General features: G+C 68.2%; 17 protein-coding genes. 9 read left to right on the top strand and 8 right to left on the bottom strand.

Translation table 11 applies throughout. The features are described from left to right. Positions 1 to 16: 16 nt before the first annotated feature. Positions 17 to 1,585: a malonate--CoA ligase gene (locus tag DS837_RS05070; protein ID WP_149163732.1), complete on the top strand. Its 1,569-nt coding sequence runs from the start codon at positions 17 to 19 to the stop codon at positions 1,583 to 1,585. Positions 1,586 to 1,709: 124 nt separating this feature from the next. Next, positions 1,710 to 2,276, top strand: a complete 567-nt coding sequence (locus DS837_RS05065) for a TetR/AcrR family transcriptional regulator (protein WP_149163731.1) — start codon at positions 1,710 to 1,712, stop codon at positions 2,274 to 2,276. 58 nt (positions 2,277 to 2,334) lie between these two features. On the opposite strand, the gene btsR is transcribed toward DS837_RS05065, so the two are convergent. From btsR to DS837_RS05045, 4 genes are all read right to left on the bottom strand, one after another. Then, a complete protein-coding gene (gene btsR, locus DS837_RS05060) occupies positions 2,335 to 3,054 on the bottom strand; it encodes a two-component system response regulator BtsR (protein ID WP_014241759.1) in 720 nt (239 codons plus the stop codon). Then, entirely contained in the window at positions 3,051 to 4,760 is a 1,710-nt protein-coding gene (locus tag DS837_RS05055; RefSeq protein ID WP_149164018.1) for a sensor histidine kinase, read from the bottom strand. Before DS837_RS05055 ends, btsR begins: the two co-directional genes overlap by 4 nt. A 134-nt stretch (positions 4,761 to 4,894) precedes the next feature. After that, positions 4,895 to 5,305 carry a hypothetical protein gene (locus DS837_RS05050; RefSeq protein ID WP_149163730.1) on the bottom strand — a complete coding sequence of 137 codons (411 nt, stop codon included), beginning with the start codon at positions 5,303 to 5,305 and terminating at the stop codon, positions 4,895 to 4,897. A 139-nt stretch (positions 5,306 to 5,444) separates the two neighbouring features. Next, positions 5,445 to 5,948 (bottom strand): septal ring lytic transglycosylase RlpA family protein, encoded by a 504-nt coding sequence (locus tag DS837_RS05045; protein WP_149163729.1) that lies wholly within the window; start codon positions 5,946 to 5,948, stop codon positions 5,445 to 5,447. A 663-nt stretch (positions 5,949 to 6,611) separates the two neighbouring features. Here DS837_RS05045 and DS837_RS33030 point away from each other — a divergent pair. From DS837_RS33030 to DS837_RS05030, 3 genes are all read left to right on the top strand, one after another. Next, positions 6,612 to 8,255: a reprolysin-like metallopeptidase gene (locus DS837_RS33030; protein WP_282187555.1), complete on the top strand. Its 1,644-nt coding sequence runs from the start codon at positions 6,612 to 6,614 to the stop codon at positions 8,253 to 8,255. Positions 8,256 to 8,363: 108 nt separating this feature from the next. Continuing rightward, positions 8,364 to 8,720 carry a Lin0512 family protein gene (locus DS837_RS05035; RefSeq protein ID WP_014241764.1) on the top strand — a complete coding sequence of 119 codons (357 nt, stop codon included), beginning with the start codon at positions 8,364 to 8,366 and terminating at the stop codon, positions 8,718 to 8,720. 75 nt (positions 8,721 to 8,795) lie between these two features. Then, on the top strand, positions 8,796 to 9,617 hold the full coding sequence (locus DS837_RS05030) for a hypothetical protein (RefSeq protein ID WP_149163727.1): 822 nt from the start codon (positions 8,796 to 8,798) through the stop codon (positions 9,615 to 9,617). Between the two features lie 23 nt (positions 9,618 to 9,640). Here the strand turns inward: DS837_RS05030 and DS837_RS05025 are convergent, their stop codons facing one another. Beyond that, positions 9,641 to 9,901 carry a hypothetical protein gene (locus tag DS837_RS05025; protein ID WP_149163726.1) on the bottom strand — a complete coding sequence of 87 codons (261 nt, stop codon included), beginning with the start codon at positions 9,899 to 9,901 and terminating at the stop codon, positions 9,641 to 9,643. A gap of 154 nt (positions 9,902 to 10,055) precedes the next feature. Here DS837_RS05025 and exbB point away from each other — a divergent pair, with 154 nt between their 5' ends. The 3 genes from exbB to DS837_RS05010 are packed head-to-tail and all read left to right on the top strand — an operon-like array spanning position 10,056 to position 12,290. Further along, positions 10,056 to 11,024, top strand: a complete 969-nt coding sequence (gene exbB, locus DS837_RS05020) for a tonB-system energizer ExbB (protein ID WP_247889778.1) — start codon at positions 10,056 to 10,058, stop codon at positions 11,022 to 11,024. 4 nt (positions 11,025 to 11,028) lie between these two features. After that, positions 11,029 to 11,451, top strand: a complete 423-nt coding sequence (exbD, locus tag DS837_RS05015; RefSeq protein WP_149163725.1) for a TonB system transport protein ExbD — start codon at positions 11,029 to 11,031, stop codon at positions 11,449 to 11,451. Next, positions 11,448 to 12,290: an energy transducer TonB family protein gene (locus DS837_RS05010; RefSeq protein WP_149163724.1), complete on the top strand. Its 843-nt coding sequence runs from the start codon at positions 11,448 to 11,450 to the stop codon at positions 12,288 to 12,290. The genes exbD and DS837_RS05010 overlap by 4 nt, the downstream gene beginning before the upstream one ends. Before the next feature lie 53 nt (positions 12,291 to 12,343). Here the strand turns inward: DS837_RS05010 and DS837_RS05005 are convergent, their stop codons facing one another. The 3 genes from DS837_RS05005 to DS837_RS04995 form a co-directional block, all read right to left on the bottom strand. Then, the gene (locus DS837_RS05005) at positions 12,344 to 12,970 is read right to left on the bottom strand and encodes a response regulator transcription factor (protein ID WP_149163723.1); all 627 of its coding nucleotides are present in this window, start codon (positions 12,968 to 12,970) and stop codon (positions 12,344 to 12,346) included. After that, positions 12,954 to 14,612: an ATP-binding protein gene (locus tag DS837_RS05000; protein WP_247889777.1), complete on the bottom strand. Its 1,659-nt coding sequence runs from the start codon at positions 14,610 to 14,612 to the stop codon at positions 12,954 to 12,956. The genes DS837_RS05005 and DS837_RS05000 overlap by 17 nt, the downstream gene beginning before the upstream one ends. Positions 14,613 to 14,744: 132 nt before the next feature. After that, on the bottom strand, positions 14,745 to 16,004 hold the full coding sequence (locus DS837_RS04995) for a Glu/Leu/Phe/Val family dehydrogenase (RefSeq protein ID WP_149163722.1): 1,260 nt from the start codon (positions 16,002 to 16,004) through the stop codon (positions 14,745 to 14,747). A 296-nt stretch (positions 16,005 to 16,300) separates the two neighbouring features. On the opposite strand from DS837_RS04995, the gene DS837_RS04990 reads away from it, so the two are divergent. After that, complete coding sequence (locus tag DS837_RS04990; protein ID WP_149163721.1) at positions 16,301 to 16,783, top strand: hypothetical protein; 483 nt, start codon at positions 16,301 to 16,303, stop codon at positions 16,781 to 16,783. Positions 16,784 to 16,846 lie beyond the last annotated feature (63 nt).

The raw sequence follows: 16,846 nt of genomic DNA, 5'->3' as shown, positions 1-16,846 counted from the left end.
CATGGAGGGAATGACGATGTCCGACGTGGGTGGCAATCTGTTCGAGCTGTTCCGTTCCCGCTTTCCGGCGGACCGCAGCCGCCCCTTCGCCGAGACCGAGCCCGGCACGGATCCAACCGCAACTAGGGCCCGCACCGTCACCTACGGCGATCTCGAAGCCCTGACCGGCCGCTACGCCAACCTGCTCGCCGACCTCGGCCTGAAGAAGGGCGACCGGGTCGCCGTTCAGGTGGAGAAGTCGGTCGAGAACATCATCCTCTATCTCGCCACCGTGCGGGCGGGCGGCGTCTTCCTGCCGCTGAACCCGGCCTACACGAAGGCCGAGGTCGAGTATTTCCTGACCGACGCCGAGCCGCACGTCTTCGTCGCCCGCCCCGAATCCGCGGACGCGCTGCGCGAGGTCGCCGACAAGGCCAAGGTCGCCCATCTGCTGACTCTCGGCACCCATGGTGAGGGCACCCTGCCGGAGCAGGCCGCCGGCAAGGGCACGGACTTCACGACCGTCCCGGCCGAGGCCGACGATCTCGCCGCGATCCTCTACACCTCCGGCACCACCGGGCGGTCGAAGGGCGCGATGATGAGCCACCGCAACCTCGGCTCAAACGCGCTGACGCTGCACAAATACTGGGGCTTCCAGCCGAACGACGTGCTGCTGCACGCCCTGCCGATCTTCCACACGCACGGCCTGTTCGTGGCGACCAACTGCGTGCTGCTGAACGGCTCCTCCATGCTGTTCCTGCCGAAGTTCGATGCCGAGCAGGTGATGGGGCTGCTGCCACGCGCCACGGTGATGATGGGCGTGCCGACCTTCTACACCCGCCTGCTCGCCCACCCCGGCCTGACGCGCGAGGCGACGGCGCACATGCGGCTGTTCGTTTCCGGCTCGGCCCCGCTGCTCGCCGACACGCACAAGGACTTCTCGGCCCGCACCGGCCACGCCATCCTGGAACGCTACGGCATGACCGAGACCGGGATGCTGACCTCCAACCCGCTGGACGGCGACCGCATCCCCGGCACGGTCGGCTTCCCGCTGCCCGAGGTGTCCGTGCGCGTGGTCGATCCGGAAACCGGCGCGTCGCTCGGCACCGACGAGATCGGCATCATCGAGGTCGCCGGGCCGAACGTCTTCTCCGGCTACTGGCGGATGCCCGAGAAGACGAAGCAGGAGATCAAGCCGGACGGCTTCTTCATCACCGGCGATGTCGGCAAGGTGGACGGGCGCGGCTATGTGCACATCGTCGGTCGGGCCAAGGACCTCATCATCTCCGGCGGCTTCAACGTCTACCCGAAGGAGGTCGAGACGGTCATCGACGGCATCGACGGCGTGGTGGAATCGGCGGTGGTCGGCGTGCCGCACCCCGACTTCGGCGAGGCGGTGACCGCCGTCGTCCTGCGCAAGCCCGGCGCCGCCACCCCGGACGAGGCCGCGGTGATCGCCGTCTGCAAGGAGCAGCTCGCCAACTTCAAGGTGCCCAAGCGCGTCTTCTTCATGGACGAGCTGCCGCGCAACGCCATGGGCAAGGTGCAGAAGAACCTGCTGCGCGACGCCCACAAGGACCTCTTCACCGCGGCAAAGGCGCGCTGAGGCGCGCGCGGCTTTCCCTCTCCGGTCAAATCCGTATAAGGTTCGGCGCTTTTTCCACCCGGCGGGTTGTGGACAGGCCATCGGCGACTCGATACGCTGCCGTATGGCCTCCGGAGTGTTACCGATGGAAGCGAAGACGCTGAACCGCGAATCCTGGCTGTCCGCCGCCTTCTCCGCCCTGGCGGAGGGCGGCGTCGAGCAGGTGCGGGTCGAGCTTCTGGCCAAGCGGCTGAAGGTGACCAAGGGCAGCTTCTACTGGCACTTCCGCGACCGGATGGAGTTGGTGGAGGCGATGCTGGAGGGCTGGAAGACCGGCCGCATCGAGGCGATCAAGGCGCAGACCCGGCTGGACGGCCGCACGCCGGCCGAGGGGCTGCGCTACGTGCTGTCGCTCTACGGCGGCAGCAGCAACCCGCGCGGCATCGCCATCGAACTGGCGATGCGCGATTGGGCACGCCGCGACCCCCGCGCGTCCGAGATCGTGGCGGAGGTCGACCGCGAACGCCTGCGCTGCGTGTCAGACCTGTTCGCCGGCATGGGGCTGGACCCCGACGACGCCTTCGCGCGGGCGTATCTGTTCTACTCGTTCATCTTCGGGGAGGGGCTGCTCGCCCGCTCCGCGGCCCCCGACCGGTTCGAGAAGGCGCGGGACCTCTGCGGGAAGGTTCTGGTGCCGGAGGGGGTCGTTTAGCGGAGAGCCATGTCTCCCCGATTGCCGCAAGCCACCCCGCCCGGCGGTGGAGGGAAAATCACCCGATGCCCAGCCGTTCCTTCAGTGGGCCGAGGAAGCGGCGGCTGACCGGGATGCTCTGACCACCCAGCGTCTGGATTTCGGCCAGCCCGTTGTCGATCAGACGGATTTCCCGGATGCGGTCGGGGTTCACCAGATACTGCCGGTGGCAGCGCACCAGAGGGGTGCGCTCCTGCAAGGTCAGCAGGGTCAGCTCGGTGAAGCGTTCCTCGCCGTCAGCGCCGACGACGAACACCCCGCTCGCCTTGGAGGCCACGCACTCCACCTCGTCCAGCTTCAGCAGCGAGATGCGGTTGTGGCCGGTGCAGGGAATCAGCCGCAACGGGGCGGCGTCCTTCAGCACGGCAAGGTCCTGCGGCGCCCTTTCGCGGCGCAGCCGTTGCAACGTCTTCGCCAGCCGGGCCGGATCCGCCGGCTTCAGCAGATAGTCGAAGGCGTGCTCCTCGAAGGCCTGGACGGCGTATTCGTCGTGGGCGGTCAGGAAGACGATGCGGGGCATCCGCTCCGGATCGAGCATGCTCAGCATCTCCAGCCCGCTGACCCGCGGCATCTGGATGTCGAGAAAAACCACGTCCGGCGGCTGGCGGTTGATGGCACCGATGGCCTCGATGGCGTTGGCGCATTCCCCGGCGACCTGGAGGTCGGGGAACTCCTCCAGAAGGCGCCGCAACTCCTCGCGGGCCAGCGGCTCGTCGTCCACGATCAGGACGGTCATCATGGCGCGGTCTCCGCGACGGCAGGGATGTCCAGGGGAAGGCGCAGGGTGATGCGGGTGAGGACGTCGGCCTCGCAGGCGACATCCACCCCGTAGCCGTCGCCGAAGCGGTTGCGGACGCGGCGGTCGACGATGGACATGCCCAGCCCGTCGCCGCCCGGACGCTCCTCATAGAGGCCGGCGTTGTCCTCCACCGCCAGCAGCAGGTCGCCGCCCTCCCGCCGCGCCGCGATGCGGACATGGCCGGGGCCGAGAAGCTGCGAGGTGCCGTGCTTGATGGCGTTCTCGACCAGCGGCTGGAGCAGGAAGGCGGGGAGCCGGGCGTGGCGCAGCGCGTCGGGCACGTCGATCTCCACCGACAGGCGTCCGGTGAAACGCGCCAGCTCGATCTGGAGGTAGGCGCTGACATGCTCCACCTCGTCGGCCACTGTGGCCTCCTGGCTGGGGCGCTTCAGGTTCTTGCGGAAGAAGACGGACAGGCTCTGCACCAGCTGGCGCGCCCGCTCCGGATCGTTGCGGATGACCGCGGAGATGGTGTTCAGCGCGTTGAACAGGAAATGCGGGTTCACCTGCGCGTGCAGCAGCTTGATCTCCGACTGGGCGAGCAGCGCCTTCTGCTGTTCGTAGCGCCCGGCGAGGATCTGGCTGGACAGCAGCCGGGCGATGCCCTCCCCCAGCGTGCGGTTGATGGTGGAGAACAGCTTGGTCTTCGGCTCGTACAGCTTCACGGTACCGATCACCCGGTCGTCCTCCCCGACCAGCGGGATCACCAGCGAGGCGCCCAGCCGGCAGTTCGGGTGGATCGAGCATCTGTAGGAGACCAGATTGCCGTCGGCGTAGAGCACCTGGTTGTTGGCGATCGCCTGGTAGGTCTGGGGCGAGGTGATCGGCGTGCCCGGCAGATGGTGGTCGTCGCCGACACCGATGAAGGCCAGCAGCTTGTCCCGGTCGGTGATGGCGACCGCACCAACGCCCGTCTCCTCGTAGATGATGCGGGCGACCCGCATGCTGTTCTCTTCGTTGAAGCCCCGGCGCAGCACGCCGTCGGCCCGCGCGGCGATCTTCAGCGCCTTGGCGGAGAAGGCGCTCGACTGCTTGTCGATCAGGGCGCGGCGGTCCATCAGGATGCGCATGAACAGCCCCGCCCCCAGCGTGTTGGCGACGATCATCGGCAGCGCCACCACCTCGACCAGATGGACCGCCGCCGGGAAGGGTTTCGCCACCAGCAGGATGATCAGCATCTGCGCGACCTCGGCCACGAGGGTGACGGCGCCCACGCGCAGCGGGTCGAACAGCGGCTCGATGCGGCCCTGGCGGACGAAGTGGCGGTGCACCAGACCGCCGATCAGCCCCTCCGCCACCGTCGAGACGGCGCAGGCCACCGCCGACATGCCGCCCAGCGAATAGCGGTGCAGCCCGCCGGTGAAGCCGACCGCCAGCCCCACCGACGGCCCGCCCAGGATGCCGCTCAGCACGGCCCCGATGGCGCGGGTGTTGGCGATGGAGTCGTCGATCTGCAACCCGAAATAGGTCCCCATGACGCAGAACATGGAGAAGATGACGTAACAGGCCAGCTTGTGCGGCCAGCGCACGGTGAGGTGCATCACCGGCAGGAACAGCGGCGTCCGGCTCAGCATATAGGCGATGACCAGATACACGCACATCTGCTGGAGCAGCAGGAAGACGAGGCTGAGATGCTCGACGGTCATGGGGGCGGACGGCGGGTGGCGGACGGCGGGATTGCCGGCCCGCAGGCTACCCCCGCCCACCATGCCGCGGTATGATTCCAATCAATGGATGTGGCCGGGGATGCGGCCGGAGTCCCGGGACCGCTGCGATGGCTCTATGCGGCCAGCGCGGGGGCCTGCTGCACCGATGCAGGCATGGTGCCGGTGTTGGCGGGCGGCAGGCGCAGGCGGCTCGCCAGCCCCTCCAGGGAATCGTGCAGGCGCCGGCAGGGGGTGCCGTCCTCCCCCGGCTCGTAGATGCCGACGAAGGGGGCACCGGGCTGGTTGGGGTCGAGATGCACCTCGACGATGTGGGTGCGCGACGCGCAGCCACGGACCAGCGGATCGGCGGGGATCACCGTCCAGCCGCGCCGCAGGCAGCGCTCGGCCAGACCTTCCAGATAGAGCGAGGCGGATGGAACGCGCTTCAGCGCCTTCAACTCCGCGATGAGTTGGCGGACGTTGTCCACCTGCTCCAGAAACAGGCCGGCGGCGTGATGCGTGTCGCGGATCACGAGCTTCAGCATGGATTGAAACCTCTTCTGTGCGCACGGCTCCGTCAACCGCGGAGGCGCATCGGCGGCCTTCGCGGCGCCGCGCCCGTTGGGCGGAAGCCTGCATGTGTCGTGCGTTCGGGCGGAAAGCGTCGGGCGGGGCGCGGTCCCGCTATTCGGCGGCGCCCAGATCGGTGTCGGCCACATCCGATTCGGGGCGCTCGGCGACCGTCACGGGTGGCTCGGAGGTGGATTTGCGGTCGGGGTAAAGCGCGGCGACCATCTGCTCCAGCCGGTGCCTCAGCGAGCGGTTCGGCTGGTCGGAGGGGCGGGCTTCGACGCGGACATTCACCACGCCGTCCTCGATCATGCCCAGTTCGTCGGCAGCCTTGCGGGACAGGTCGATCACCCGCCCCTTCACGTAGGGGCCACGGTCGTTGATCACGACCTCGACGCTGCGCCCGTTGTCGGCGTTGGTCACCGTCACCCGGCTGCCCAAGGGAAGCCGGCGGGACGCGGCGGTCAGCCGGTTCTGGCTGAAGCGCTCCCCCGACGCCGTGGTCCGGCCATGAAAGAAATCGGCGTAGTAGGACGCCTTGCCCTTATGAACATAGACCGGTTCGATCTCCGGAACGACCGGCGTCGATGTGTCCTCAAACGCGATGTCCTGCGGCATTGGCGGGACGGTGGCGATCTGTGCCGTGGACGAGCATGCCCCAACAGAAACAGCACAGATGGCGAGCGCAACACAGCCATACCGCACTCTTTTTCTCCCCCGTTGTTGTTCTGCGGCAACGGTTGCGGAATCTTTCCATCCTGTCAATCCACGAAACCACGCCGATGCTGTGACAGGATTGCGTCTTAATATTCTTTAACGATTTTATTTTGATCTTATCTTTAGGCTGAGGCGGGTGACCGCAAGTTTCATTTTCGGATACTGTTTTCGATGTCATCCGGAAAATCCAGCCAGTCGTCCCCAACGCAGAATCCGGTCCCATCACCGCTCCGCGAGTGCGTGGAAGGAATTTCCCGGGATGTCCACAAGACACTGAAAATCTGCTGAAAAATTTTCCTCCTCCAATGTTGAAGGTGCCGTCTGATCCATTGAATGCCGCTGAACGGCTTGTCATAAGTACTGAGCGATTGAAAGACGAACGCCGACCGTTTTCGCCAAACATCATTGAAATTCGGAACGAATTTAACGAAACACCGGCCCACCCCGACGGAGCTTGCGGAGATGAGTGAGTCTCAGATTCCCGGCCTTGGCGAGAACGGAGACGGAATCGGCGATGATCGATCAACCTATGACGGCGGTCCAGGCCCGGCGACGGCCGGACGGATGACGGGCGGCACCGACGACCCGCTGTTCCTCCGCGCCTTCGACAGCGGGCGCCGCTGGGGGGCTCCGTTGGACGGCGCCGCGCCCACCACGCCCTACACCCTCACCTACGGCTGGGTTGTGGACGCCGGTCTGCGCTACGTGCCGGGCTTCCGGCCGCTCAACGACAGCCAGCGGGCCATGGCGTTGCAGGCCATGGGGGAATGGAGCGCGGTCGCCAACCTCGCCTTCGTGGAAACGGCGGCGCCGATGACCGCCAACCTTCAGTTCCATATGAGCCAATTGGACGTCTTCCGCGCCTCCGGCATGGCCTACTACCCCAACCCGGCGGGCTCCTACATCTACCTCGATCCCGAATCGGCCGGTTACCGGACCTACATCCATGAGATCGGGCACGCGCTCGGGCTGAAGCATCCCGGCGACTACAACGGCACCGGCAGCGGCACCCCGCCCTTCCTGCCTCCGTCCGAGGACAACCGGACCAACACGATCATGTCCTATTACGGCGCCTGGCCCGGCGGGCTGGGCGTCTATGACGTCGCCGCGATCCAGCGCCTCTACGGCCCCAACCCCGCCGTGCGCGCGGGCGACGACCTGTATCTCCTGACACCGGGGGCGTCGGGACGCTACCTCTGGGACGGCGGGGGCAACGACACACTGTCCGCTGCGGGTGCGGACGTTCCTGTCACTGTCGACCTGACGGGCGGCTGGGGATGGTTCTCGGCGCAGGCCTCCTCGATTCTCGCCCAGAACCAGTTTTTCGTCGGCTACGGAACCCGCATCGAAACCGTCATCGGAGGATCGGCTGGCGACCGCTTGACCGGCTCGACCTTTGCCGACACGCTGATGGGCGCCGCGGGGGACGACACGCTGGCCGGTGGAGGCGGCGACGATCTTCTCGACGGCGGAACCGGCACCGACACGGCCTTCTACAACTTCCCCTCCGCCAACGCGTTCGTGACCAGCGATCCGTTGGGGAGCGGAGCGGACCTGACCGTCACCGGGGCCGGCGGCGCCGACCGGTTGCGCGGCATCGAACGGCTGGTCTTTGCCGACCGCACGGTCACCCGGCAGGAGGCCGCAGCCGCCCTGCCCCGCGCCGCGTCGGACCAGCGCGCCATCGTTCAGGATGGCGCCATGAGCTACGAGGTGCGGATGGCCGCCTATTCCGGCCCGGTCGCCGGCCTGAAAAACCAGTTCCTGGGAACGGCCGCCGCGGAAGCGGTCGTCGGCAGCGACCAGGGCGATTTCATGAACCTGCTCGGCGGGAACGACGCCGCGCAGGGTGGAGGCGGAGACGACGTGCTGGACGGCGGCTCTGGCTCCAACTTTCTGACTGGCGGAGCCGGCACGGACACCTTCAACGTCGATGGTCGGGGCGAAGGCGTCACGTGGTCCACAATCACCGACCTGCAACCGGCGGAATGGGCCGTCGCCTGGGGCTGGACGGAAACCCTTTCCAAACTGACCTGGGAGGATCTGACGGGCGCCACCGGCTATCAGGGGGCCACCGCGCGAATCGACCTGAACGGCAACGGCGCCACCGACCTCAGCCTGACCTTCAGCGGGCACACGCCCGGCGGCCTGCTCGCGATGCCCGGACAGGTCGGGACCGACGGCTATCTCGCCTTCCGGATCGGCTGACCACTTTCCGCAGTTCGGAAAAAGGACCGGACCGACTGCCGCGCCGCGCCGATCCTGCCGCATCCTCAGCGGAATCGTCGAGCAAGGAACGAGGAGGGATTCACGACCATGAAGCAGGTGATGTTCGTCGAACTCGGCATGGGCGCCGATCTGCACGGTCAGGACGTGACCAAGGCCGCGGTGCGCGCCGTGCGCAACGCCATCGAGCGCAACTCCATGCCCGGCATGCGCGCGCTGGTCGATGGCGACACCAGCCGGATGCAGGTCCGCGTCCATCTCGCCGTTCCGGCGGACGCCGACCGTCTGGACCTGGAGGCCGTCCGGGCCGTCTTCCCCTATGGGCAGGTGTCCTTCAACGTGGTGTCCGGCGGCATGCTGGCGCCCAGCGGCATCTTCCTCGCCGACAAGAACGACCGCAACGAGATGATCTACATCGTCAACGCCGCGGTGGAGGTCGGCGTCTGAGGTCTGAGGTCTGAGGTTTGGCCTTTGAGTCCGGAGCGGTTGCCCCCGCCCCCCGTTTCGTGCCAGCGTCGGGGCATGAAGCGCGCGCTCCGAACCGCCCTGATCGCGGTCGGCATCCTGGCCGGCGGCCTCGTCACCCTGACCGTGGGGGCGGTGGCCGCCCTGCCGGTGATCGCCGACCACATCCCCCTGGAACTGTCGCGAGTCGTGATGAGTGACGGGCGGCGGCAGGTGGAGATGCAGGGCATGGTCCATGTCGCCAAGCCCGACTTCTACAGCGGAATCGCCAAGCACATCGCGCAGCGGCGCCAGGACGGCTGGCTGGTCTTCTACGAGGAGGTCCGTCCCGACGACGCCTCCAACCCCGCCGGGGTGGCCGACGTGCTGCGCCGGCTGGGCGCGGACTGGAACCCGGACAGCAAGCAGCATCCTTACGAGATGATGGCGAGCCTGCTCGGCGACGGGCTGGTGCTTCAGGACAACCGCACCCTGATCGGCCCACCGGGACCGGACGCTCGCAACGTTGACGTCACCCTGTCGCAACTGCTGGCCGCCCTGCCCCCCGACGATCCGGACGACGCCGATCCGGAGACCATTGATCTGGCGCAACTCCGGGACGAGTACGACAAACTCCCGGGGTGGGTGCAGCGGCGCGTCCAGGCCGCCATCCGAATCATGCTGGCGACCACCGCGTCGGGCTCCATGGTGCGCGAGGCCCTGCCGCCCGCGTTGACCACCCTGCGCGAGGACAAGGTGGTGGCGGCGATCAAAGCCGAACCGGACCGCAACATCCTGATCCTCTACGGCCAAGTGCACATCGGTCACATCCAGACCATGCTGAAGGACGCTGACGCGGGGTGGCGGACGGTCTCGTCGCAGGCGATCCAGGCGTTCTGAACCGAGCGGGTCACCCGATGTGGTCACCAGATTTTGCGGGCCAGTTCCTCGCCGCGGGCGGTGAGTTCTTCGAAGCGGCGGCGGGCCTCATCCTCGGCATTCCAGCCGCCGGGGGGGACGACGGCTTCGGCGGCGTCCGGCCGATCCGGCGCGCTGGGACGGTCGCCCGCCTCCCCGTGGAGACCGTAGATTTTACCGTCGCGCGCCTCGATCACGGCGTAGCGGCCGTCGCGCTCGACGAGCCGGAAGCTGCCATGTTCCGATACGGTCCGGACGTTCGACATCGCAATCTCCCCTTGCGGTTCACAGGTCACGCGGTGAACAACCGGCGCGCTGCCCGTTTGTCGCATAGCAGCAATATAGCACTTTATGGGTGCAAATGAGAGTCGTTCGCACTATACAGGAAGGAAGTCAGCCGCAAAGAAGTTCGAACCGCCAATGTTCACAGCGCTTCACACCCGTTCCATCGCTGCGATGGCCGCCGCCGGCACCTTCCTGTCGAGCGGACTTGGCTGGGCGCAGGGCACCCCCGCAACCAACGGCGGCGCTCCCGCGGCACCGGCTTCCACGGCACCGGCTTCGACGGCAGCGCCCATGACGGCGCCTGTGACGGCGCCCGCCGCCGACGCGCTGGCCGCCCCGCTGGCGGCGCCGGACGCCGCGGCTGGAGCGGCCGCCGGGCTGGAGCATATGACCGCCGCGACGGCGACGCTGCCGCACGACCTGTCCCCCTGGGGCATGTTCATGGCGGCGAGCCCGGTGGTGCAGGCGGTGATGATCGGGCTGGCGCTGGCCTCGGTGGCGACCTGGACCATCTTCCTCGCCAAGTCACTGGAGCTGTCGAAGGCCAAGCGCAAGGCGCGGGCCTCCCTGGCGGCGCTGGAGCAGGCGCGCTCGCTGACCCAGGCGGCCGAGAGCATCGGCTTCGAGAAGACCCCGGCCACCGCCTTCCTGCGCGCCGTGATCGCCGAGGCCCACCAGTCCGCCGACGCCCCCTCGCAGGACGGCCTGAAGGAGCGCGCGGCCTCCCGTCTGGAGCGGATCGAGGCGGCGGAGGGGCGGCGCATGATGCGCGGCACCGGCATCCTCGCCAGCATCGGCTCCACGGCCCCCTTCGTCGGGCTGTTCGGCACGGTGTGGGGCATCATGGTCAGCTTCATCGGCATCGCCAAGTCGCAGACGACCAACCTCGCCGTGGTGGCGCCGGGCATCGCCGAGGCGCTGCTGGCGACGGCCATCGGCCTCGTCGCGGCCATCCCGGCGGTGGTCATCTACAACGGCTTCGCCCGTTCCATCGGCGGTTACCGCGCCCAGCTCGGCGACTCCTCCGCGGCGGTGCTGCGGTTGCTGAGCCGCGACATGGACCGCCGCGCCCTGCCGCGCGCCGTGTCCAAGGCGGCGGAGTAAGGCCATGGCGGCGCGTCTGGACGACGGCGACGATCTCACCGAGTCGCACGACATCAACGTCACGCCCTTCATCGACGTGATGCTCGTGCTGCTCATCATCTTCATGGTGGCGGCCCCGCTGGCGACGGTGGACGTGCCGGTGGACCTGCCAGCCTCCACCGCCCAGCCGCAGCCGCGGCCCGACAAGCCCCTGTTCCTGACCATCCAGGCCGACAGCAGCCTGTCGGTGGGCGACACGCCGGTGGCACGGGAAGCTCTGGCGGCGGCGCTGGATGGGGTAACGAACGGCGACAAGGGCGCGCGCGTCTTCCTGCGCGCCGACCGCAGCGTGGACTACGGCGCGCTGACCGAGGTGATGAACGCGCTGCGCGCCGCCGGCTATCTGAAGATCGCCCTGGTCGGGCTGGAAGGCGCGGCCGCGAAATGAGCGTGGCGACCGTCGATCCCAACGACCTCCCGGAGGACGGCGAGCGCACGGCGCCCGCCCTGGCGCGCTGGGGCGGCAGTCTGCTGGTCGTGCTGGGCGCCCACGCCCTCGTCGCGGTCGGCGCGCTGTCCTGGCACGTCGCGATGGAGGAGGCGCCGGCGATGCCGCCCGCGGTGATGCTCGACCTGCCGCCGATGCCGGAAACGCCGCCCGCCGAGCCGCCGCCGACCCTGGAATCGATGCTTCCGGAGCCGGAGATGCCGCCCGAGCCGGTGATCGAGCCGGAACCGGAACCCGAGCCGCTGCCTGAGATCGCTCCGGAGCCGCCCCCGCCCGTGCCGGCGGAGGTCGCCCTGCCGGAACCGCCGCCCAAGCCGAAGCCCAAGCCCAAGGAAGAGCCCAAGCCGAAGCCCAAGGCCGAACCGCCGAAGCCGCGCCCGCAGCCGCAGGCCCAGCCCAAGCCGGTGACCGAAGCCCCGGCCAACCCCGCTCCCGCCGCCCCGCCGTCGGGCGCGCCGGCCCAGGCGGCGCCGATGCTGCGCAACAGCAACGCGCTGCCCACGTGGCATGGCGCCGTGCTCGGCCACCTGGAACGCTACAAGCGCTACCCCCGCATCGCCCAGATGCGGCGCCAGCAGGGGGTTCCGCAGGTGACGATCACCATCGACCGGCAGGGCCGGGTGGTGTCGGTGCGGCTGCACAAGGGGTCCGGTTTCGAGGCGCTGGACGAGGAGACGATCGCCCTGGTCGAGCGCGCCTCGCCGCTCCCGGCTCCGCCGCCTGAGGTGGCGCAGGACCGCATGGAGCTGGTGGTGCCGGTGCAGTATTTCCTGCGCTGAGCCGACGCCCCGGCCGTCAACCGGGGGGGAGCGTCCGGTGATCTGGATGCGCATTAGGATGTGTGCATCCAGAGACGCATGAGTTCCGGAACCGTGCGGATGTCGAGTTTGCTGAGAATATTCGCCCGGTGCGTCTCCACCGTACGGACGCCGATCCCGAGGCGGATCGCGATGGCCTTGTTGGCGCAGCCCTCCACCATCAGCGCCGCGACATCCCGTTCGCGGGGACTGAGAAGGGCCAGCTTCGCCAGGGCGGACTCCGCGGCGGAGCGGTCCCGGCGCTGGTGGGCATCACGTTTCAAGGCCTCGTGGATGCGGCGCAGGAAGACGCCGTCATCGAACGGCTTTTCCAGGAAATCGACGGCCCCGGACCGGAAGGCGGTGACGGCGGAACTCACCTCGCCATGGGCGGTGATGATGATGACCGGCAGGCCGCAGCCACGCCGGGACAGTTCCTCCTGAAGCTCCAGTCCGTCCATGAAGGGCATGCGGAGGTCGGCCACCACGCAACCCGGCTGCTCGGGGCTGTAGCGGTGCAGGAATTCCAATGCGTTGGCGAAGGTGCGCACGGTCAGGCCGGCCACCTCGACCAGGACGGAAAGCGCGTCGCGGACCGCCTCGTCGTCGTCGATGATGAAGACGGTCGGTTCGGCGGTGAAGGATTTATCGGTCTGGGTCATGGGACGGCCGGGTGTCGGAACGGGCTGCGGGCAGAAAGACCTGGAAAACGGCACCGGTCGCGCCGGTGCGGCCGAGCCACAGCCTGCCGCCGTGGCTTTCGACGATCGAGCGGCAGATGGGCAAGCCGAGGCCCATGCCCGCCGGCTTCGTGGTGGCGAAGGGCGAGTAGAGATGCTCGACCATGCCCGGCGACACGCCGGGGCCGCTGTCCTCGACCTCGAAGGTCAGGCCGTCCGGCGGCGTGGCCCGGACACGCAGGACGACCTCGCGCACCGGGCTGTCAGCCGCGGCGATGGCCTCGATGCTGTTGTGCACGAGGTTGAGGAGAACCTGCTCGATCTGGATACGGTCGCACAGCACGAGGGGCAGCGGCTCCGCCATGTCCACTTTGAGCTGGACCCGGTTGTAGGCCGCGTCCCCCCGCACCAGGGTCAGCGTCTCGCGCAGGATCTCGGTGGCCGATTCCGGCGCCAGTTGAAGCGATCCCTTGCTGAGGAACGTGCGCAGCCCGCGGATGACCTCGCCCGCGCGCTCCGCCTGGATCACGGCCTTGTCGATCAGCTCGTGGGCGCGCGGCGGCGTGTCGTCGCCTTCCAGAAGGCGCTGGGCGGCGCGCGCGTAGCTGATGGCGGCCAGCAACGGCTGATTCAGCTCGTGGGCCAGGGCGGAAGCCATCTCCCCCGTCACCGTGAGGCGGGAAAGATGGGCCAGTTCGGTCTGGTGTTCGCGCAGCCGGACCTCGATCTCGCGCCGCTCGCTGACCAGGGCGCCGAGGAACAGGGCCGTGATGGCCAGGGCCAGCATCAGCGTCTGGTGATAGACCACCGCCCCCAGGGGAAGGCCGATCGCCTGCAACCCGGCGATCAGGCCGCTCTGGATGGCCAGGGCCGCCAGGACCGCGCCCGGCAGGCCGTGGGACACCGCTACCCAGACGAGGGGCAGGAACAGCACGTAGAACAGGTTGAACTGACCGTCGCCGATGGGCAGGAAGACCAGCAGCAGGGCCGCGGCGATGGCGGCCGTCTGGGCGGCGGTGGGCGTCTTCGGCACGCTCCAGGCGGGCGTCTTGTCGGGATGATGCAGAAGGAGGACGAAGGGCGTGACCACGGCGATTCCGATGGCGTCGCCCAGCCAGTATTGGAAGGCCAGCGTCGGCAGGTCGGCCGCGGGCAAGGCCCCGTCGAGGACGAACACGCCGACGAAGACGGGCGCCACGACGGCGGCGCTCAGGAAGGTGACGCCGACCAGCCAGCCGACGTCGCGCACCCGGTTCAACGCCAGACCGATCGCCACCCGGTGGCGCAGCACATGGGCGGCGGCCCCGTACCCGGCAACGATGGCGAGGTTCGAGAGCAGCAGCGAGGAGATCGAGGCCGGATGCCCCCGCACCACCAGATCGGCCAGGATCAGCGTGGCGTAGACCATCGGCAGGCCGCGCGCGCCGGTCCACAGCAGAAGGGCCATGTAGAGCCCCGCCGGCGGGTTCCACGGCGTGATGTTGAGGCTCGGGCGCGGGTGGATGAAGGTCAGCCAGTCGATGGGCAGATAGGCCGCCAGGAAGGCGAGCGACAGCAGGACCATGTCCCGGCCGGTCAGGATGGTCGGCGCTCCCGTCGCACGGCTGGCGGGCGGAAAAGGCATCTCAAGGCGTTCTTTCGGCTGCACGGGCGGAACGGCACGGGTGGACGAGGCATGGACTATACGTCCACCCGGCGTGTTCGCCTATGCGATGGGCGGGAGCCCGGCGGGCTCCCGTCCCCGCGACGCACGGGATCAGCCGACGAAGAACGGCTGCGTTCCATGTGCGGCGATGGCCTTCGACAGCCGTTCCAGCGCGTGCGCATAGGCCGCCGTGCGCATCGGGATGTCCTTGGCCGTGCCCATGTCCCAGACCCGGCGACCCTCGGTCTCCATGATCACGCGAAGGCGCTCGTGAATCTCGTCGAGGCCCCAATAGTAGCCCTGGCGGTTCTGCACCCACTCGAAGTAGGACACCGTCACCCCGCCGGCGTTCGCCAGGATGTCGGGGAGGACGATGACGCCGGCCTCGTTCAGGATGCGGTCGGCGTCCGGCGTGACCGGGCCGTTGGCGAGTTCCAGGACGACGCGGGCCTTGATGAGCCCGGCGTTGCCCTTGTGGATCTGATCCTCCAGCGCCGCGGGGACCAGGATCTCGCAATCGGTGCCGAGCAGCTCGTCGCCGGTCACCGCACGGGCGCCGTTCCCGGTGTAGGCGGTCACCGAGCCGCCGCGCTCCTTGGCCGTCTGCACGGCTTGCGGGTCCAGCCCGTCCGCGCAGACGATGGCACCGCGGGAATCGGACAGGCCGACGATGCGGTAACCGTCCGCGTGCAGCAGGCGGGCGATGTGGAAGCCGGCGTTGCCGTAACCCTGGATCACCACCCGGCGGGCCGATCCGGACAGGCGCAGATCCTCTTCCAGATGCTTGATCAGGTAATAGCCGCCGCGCGCGGTCGCGTCGTCGCGCCCGAGCGAACCACCGAGCGGCAGCGGCTTGCCGGTGATGACCGCCGGGCTCGGCTGGCGGACGATGGAACTGTACTCGTCGGCCATCCACCCCATGATCATGGAGTTGGTGTAGACGTCCGGCGCCGGGATGTCGCGGTCGGGTCCGATCATGCCGGCGAAGGCCTGGACATAGGCCCGCGACAGACGCTCCAGCTCCGACTTGGACAGGCTGTGCGGATCGACCTTCACCGCGCCCTTGCCCCCGCCATAGGGCAGGTTCATCACCGCGCACTTGAAGGTCATCCAGAAGGCCAGCGTGGTCACCTCCTCCACGTTGGAACTCGGATGGAAGCGGATGCCGCCCTTGGTCGGGCCGCGCGTGTCGTCGTAGCGGCACCGCCAAGCCGGGAAGGAGCGCCGCGATCCGTCGTCCATGCGCACGGACAGGCGGACGCTCAGAGTCTCCTTGGCGTATTTCAGTTTCTCGAGAACCTCGGAGTCCACCTCGACGTGCTTGGCGGCTTCATCCAGGCGGCTCAGCGCCCCCGAAAGCAGATCGTCCATTCCTTTTCCCCATGGTTTCGGTCAGGCGCACCGAAGGTTGGCCGCATCTCCTTCCTGGAAGGTTCTGCTCACTTCCCCTAAGGCATATGACGGCCTTTTCTACTGGGGAATAACCCGGATCAAAATATCCGTATTATTACGGAAATCTTATAACACACTGCAAAACAACGATAAATTTTTTACAGGCTGATTTGCGGCTTGCGCTCCGTAATCATGCGAATGGCCGCGGGCAATGCCCGTGGGCGAGAGTTCATCCGGGTTTGAACCACGGTCGCCGCGCAGTCGAGGACGCATCGATGACCGAGGGAACCGACCGCATCACCGCCCTGAATCAGACGCCGCAGGCCGGCCTCGGGTGCACCGGCGTGGTCTTGACCGATCCGGTGCACCCGAACTGGTATCCCGCCATCCGCAACACGCTGGTCCTCACCCTCTGCGTCCGCGTGGAATGCCATCGCTTCATCGGCGGCTTCCGCCGCGATCCGAACCTGCTGACACTCCGCGTCGAGGACATGCTGTGCGCCAGCCTGCTGTCGGAGACCTTCCAGCACCTGCTCACCGACCGGCCGACGGTGAGGCTCCACCGCATCCCCGGCAACATGTTCGACCGTCACTACGGCCGCTTCACCCAGCCGCCGGAGGCGGGCGTCGACGTCCTGTCCTTGGAGGAGGAGGCCCTTCGTCCTCAGGTCCTCGGCCGTCACGATTGGAGTCTTGCCTTGATCCGGCACCGGAGCGACCTTCTGTCGCGCTGTTTCCGGCCGACCCGGCCGGCATAGCCGCCGCACCGCCAGCCGGACGACCGCCTGCCTGCCGACACCTCCTTCCACGCGACGGACCGA

It is taken from the genome of Azospirillum brasilense, assembly GCF_008365405.1.
Classification (GTDB): domain Bacteria; phylum Pseudomonadota; class Alphaproteobacteria; order Azospirillales; family Azospirillaceae; genus Azospirillum; species Azospirillum brasilense_D.
Note: the sequence above shows the minus strand (reverse complement) of the source record. Positions and strands in the feature narration are given on the sequence as shown.